The 2,768-nt window shown below is 38.7% G+C and carries 1 pseudogene; it reads right to left on the bottom strand.

The features are described from left to right. Nucleotides 1–2,768, bottom strand: a pseudogene (locus tag Q361_RS13805) (hypothetical protein); the annotation flags it as partial.

The raw sequence follows: 2,768 nt of genomic DNA, 5'->3' as shown, positions 1-2,768 counted from the left end.
TAATTGGTAATCAAAGCACCATTGGTCCCGTAATGGGTAGCTGTATTGGTGTCTGTACCTCTTGATACAGGTATGGTTATAGTACCATTATTTGGTACACCTGTAAATATACCTGTAAGGGTTGAAGCTGTTGATGCGCTAAATGCGTTCGGACCTCTTACAATATAGCCTTTTCCAACGGTCATTGTTGCTCCTGTAGATTCATTCCAATTTCCTTGCCCTCCATTAGGATTATTTACTGTAGGATTCCATATATATATAGGACCTGATACCAATGGTGATGTAATACTACTCACATTAAATGAAGCTACTGGCGACGACCAATACACATAATCATTACGTGTAATAGACGTATTGCGCTTGTAAATAATGTTTCCTGTATTGGCTACATTGTTTACTTGCACCAAAGAGGCTTTGTCTTCTAGAGTTAAAGTTCCTGTTGTTGCTACATTTACCCAATTGGTTACAGCTAATGTATTGCCACTATTCACCACTAATGTAGCATTATTCTGCACGGTAAGTGTACCTGCATAAGCGACAAAGCTTGAACCTGATACAATAGGATTATTTGCTGTTGTAGGAATAATAACACAGTCTGTAGCGGCAGGTAAAGAACCTCCTGTCCAGTTTGCGGTATTGTTCCAAGCGGTTGTGGTGCCTAGCCATGTTTTAGTACCCGATATCGTAGCACTACCTGTAAGAGCACTGCTGTGTGCATTACAATATGCGTCAGATGCTGATACAAGAGTATAGGTAGTCGTATTGCTTGGGTTTACTGTAATGGTGTATGGAGAACTAGCTATTCCAGATAGTGTTACTGGTGTAGTACCATTTGTGTAAGTAACCGTCCATGGTGCTGTTCCTGTTAGGGTAAATACAATACTAGTATTACAAGTAGTAGTAGGACTCGATATAACAACGCTAGGAGCTGCTGCTACAGTAATTGTTGCTACTGCTGTATCACAATTTGCTGGGTTTTCTATCTCACATATTTGGTATGTTAAGGTGTAAACGCCCGGTGCTGTACCTGAGGCTACAGTAACATTCGTTCCAGATAGACCAATATTGGCATTAGAACTACTCACAAACGAAATAGTTACATTACTGGTTGTAGGAGTTACTCCTTTCAATAAATCGTTGGCTAGTACATTTGTAACGTTACTAGGATTTGCGGTACATCCATTTACTGTAAATGTATCGTTTATAGCATCTAAATAACTCGGTATTAAACGTACCGAAGCAGTGCTACAAATACAATTGCTTGTATTCGACAATACAGCTACGATACCATTAGCATAACTACATGTTGCTGTAGTAAACGATGTGTTGTGTGTATAATTGGCTCCGGCATTGATATTCGCACTAAAATTAGAACTTGCTATAACGCCTCCTGTAGGATTTCCGCTAGCATCTGAACAATAGTAATTTATAGTTAATGTATTTCCTGAAAGATGATTTACAGTACTATTATTTGTTAAAGTTAATGCTATTTGATAGGTATTCGGACTTGCATTTTGTCTATATCCTTTTATTGCTAGTGTAAAGCTTGGTTTAGTTATTGTGATTGTTGCATTTTTAGAACCTGTAAGAATATTAATAGACGGACAAGTTCCTGATGGAACAGTAGGACATGTTATAGTACTATTAAATTTAGAATAAGATTTTAACTCAATCGTATTCGCCCCACAAGTTGCTGTAAAACCTGATAATCCTACGTTAATGCTGTACGTTAGATTATCGCCATGCGTAGCTCCTGTTGGCATATTTAACAGCAATTGCTGTCTGCCATCGCCTAAGGTAGTTACACTCGTTAAAGTTGGGCATAATGTAGAACTACAAGCAAAACTTCCTGTGGTATAACTTACGCCTAGTGGCAGGGTAATTGTAATGATTTCGGAACTGGTAGTGGTACCATCTAGAATAATCGTTGAGAAAGAAACGGTATTATTGGTAGTTGTACAAGTAGTTAGTGTCGGTGTGGTAACAGTGTTATATGTAGTATAAGGTGCATTAGCTCCTGTTATATTAATAGGTTTTAAACTTAAATCTATATTTGATCCACTCGCTGTACCGCCACATACATTGTTTGCGGCTGTTGAAATTACAGGTCTAGTACCACTAGAAAAATCGCAATTGGTAGATATTTCCCAACGTAAATTCATAAATCTATCGGTGGAAGTACTCGAGAGTAATACTCCAGGTATTCCATTACTACTTGGGTAATTAGGGTGTGATGCTAAATTTACAGTTACTACATTACCCGCTGTAGTTGAGCTTACAGCAGACCAACTTCCTGAACCACTAGGGTATTCTGCTTGTAGAGTTCCTGAGGTAATAAAAGCACCATTTGGTAATGTAATTTTTGCTGTATTACTTTTTGTGTTTCCTGCCCCTGCAGAACCTATTTGTACTTGATACAAACTCGAACTACATAGGTTTACCGAAGCAGTAGGCTCGGTTACTGCTACAAGGGTTACTTGTGCCACCGCAGGGGTAAACGTTACAGAAATCGTAGATTTTCCGCACATATAATCGGTAGGTGTAGCTGGATATGCCGAACAGTTCCAACCGCCTTCAACTACAATGTTTGTAGCAGAACAAGTTGTATATGTAAATGTTACTTGGTAATCTTTGTAGCTTCCGGAGGCTAAACCACTAGCACCATTTATTTGATACCATTGTCCTCCTGTATAGGTAATAGGTGTAAGGATTGTGCCTGTGGCGATATCTTTTACTTGGGTTATTGTTACGCCTGAAACTGTAGGTAT

This window comes from Flavobacterium croceum DSM 17960 (assembly GCF_002917885.1).
In the GTDB taxonomy this organism is placed as follows: Bacteria; Bacteroidota; Bacteroidia; order Flavobacteriales; family Flavobacteriaceae; genus Flavobacterium; species Flavobacterium croceum.
The sequence above is the reverse complement of the archived record's forward strand: the minus strand, read 5'-3'. Positions and strand labels throughout refer to the sequence as shown.